The sequence below is a fragment of the Candidatus Cloacimonadota bacterium genome (genome assembly GCA_034661015.1).
In the GTDB taxonomy this organism is placed as follows: Bacteria; Cloacimonadota; Cloacimonadia; order JGIOTU-2; family JGIOTU-2; genus JAYEKN01.
Genome location: JAYEKN010000248.1, coordinates 1 through 1,854 on the forward strand (window position 1 = coordinate 1; position 1,854 = coordinate 1,854).

Consider the following 1,854-nt stretch of genomic DNA (forward strand, 5'->3'; position numbering starts at 1 on the left):
AAAAAAATCAAATTTTAAATCAGCACCAGAGGTGCGGAATCTTTGTAGCATAAGGCGTTAGCCTTATGTTCGATGAATAAAAGAACAAAAGCACCGTAGGTGCGACATTCAAAAGAGCAAACACTCTCCGTTCTCGGCGGTGAAAAAAGGGGCTTAAGGAACGAGAAATATTGATGGGCTGATGAGATTTTTTATTCAATTTAGCATGGGCATTTATACTCACGCAGAAGATGAATTAAAATTCAATGTATGATCGGCTCCGGAAATTTCAGTTCAAATCTTTAATATAACTTCGCCTTCTCTTATGCTGCCGTTTATCGAAAAATTTCCATTGGGTCTGAATTTTATCGTTTGATTCCAGTTCCGGATTCGATTCGGCGAATTTGATACCCCTTTTTATAAAACTGTCTGCCATTTTATTCATGATCATTGCCCCAACGCCTTTTCCTTGATATTCCGATTTAATACCTATCAAATAAAAATCAACGAGATCATTTTTCTTCATTGCTTTCAATAAATGGAAGATACCGAAAGGAAATAATCTGCCTTGTGATTTTTGAAGCGCTTTTGTAAACGAGGGCATTGTAACACCAAACGCCACAACATTATCGGAATCATCTACAATTAGAGCAATATAATCTGGATGAACGTAGCCGATATATTGCTTTGTATATTTTTCAATCTGTTTTTCAGACAAAGGGACAACCCCGTATAATTTACTATAAGATTCGTTTATAACATCAAATAATCCTTTTGCATAATGTAATATTTCTTTGGTCTTTTTCGCTTCGACTAATCTTAATTTTTGCTGACGTTTCACCCTTTTTGCTGATTTCTCAATAAACGCCGGTTTTTCAACTGGGATAGTTATCTGATATTCTATCCAATCAGCGTCTTTTCTGTATCCGTTTAACTCTAAATATTCAGGATAATAGGGATAATTGTAAATTGTAGCAAGAGTCCCCAGTTCCTCGAATCCCTCTACCAACATCCCCGAGTAATCCAGATCGGTAAAACCAAGAGGTCCGATTATAGATTCCATTTTTAATTCTCTCGCCCAATTTTCTACTGCTGATAATAAAGCAGAGGTAACTTCAGGATCATCAATAAAGTCAATCCACCCGAAACGAAGCTGGTTTTTACCCCATTTTTCAATATGACTTTTGTGGTGAATACCCGCTATTCTTCCGGCAATTTTTCCGTCTTTATAGGCTAACCAATATTTTGTATTGCAATATTCAAAGGCAGGATTTTTACTTCGGGATAGTGTACTTTTTTCGTCACTTCGTATGGGTGGCGCCCAGTATTTATTCCCTTTATATAGTTTATATGGAAAATTAATGAATTGTCTGAATTGTTTGTTTGATGTAACTTCTCGGATGGTTACTGTCATTCCGTATCCTTCTTGACAAATTTTAGACTCTTACCAACTACCTGTTGCATTATCATAAATTTTTCTCCGATTTTTTACAAACAAAAAGGGGGCAGTGTTTTATTGTCAAGGAGATTTGTCTGAAAGGTAATATAGAAAAGGGAAAAGGGAGAAAGGAAAAACAATGAAGAATGAATAATGTAGAATGTAGAATGTAGAATGTAAAATGTAAAATGAAAAAAGCAACCCGGTGAAATCCCAGTGAAATCCCAGTGAAATAAAAAAGATAAAAGCATTTCACGGGATAAATAAAAAAGATAAAAGCATTTCACGGGATAAATAAAAAAGATAAAATCATTTCACGGGATAAATAAAACAGATAAATGCATTTCACTGGTCAGGAAAAGTAAAAAGAATAAACTCTCCGTTCTCGGCGGTGAAAAAAGGGAAAGACAAAAATAATTAATAATGAACAATGAATA

The 1,854-nt window shown here is 34.8% G+C and carries 1 protein-coding gene; it reads right to left on the bottom strand.

What is annotated here, in order from left to right; translation table 11 throughout:
• Positions 1-268: 268 nt before the first annotated feature.
• Entirely contained in the window at positions 269-1,393 is a 1,125-nt protein-coding gene (locus U9P79_09085) for a hypothetical protein (GenBank protein ID MEA2104774.1), read from the bottom strand.
• Positions 1,394-1,854: the final 461 nt, after the last annotated feature.

Bases quoted from the DNA above. Each gene is read 5' to 3' on its own strand.
- U9P79_09085 (MEA2104774.1), bottom strand. From the start codon at position 1,393: ATGACAGTAACCATCCGAGAAGTTACATCAAACAAACAATTCAGACAA.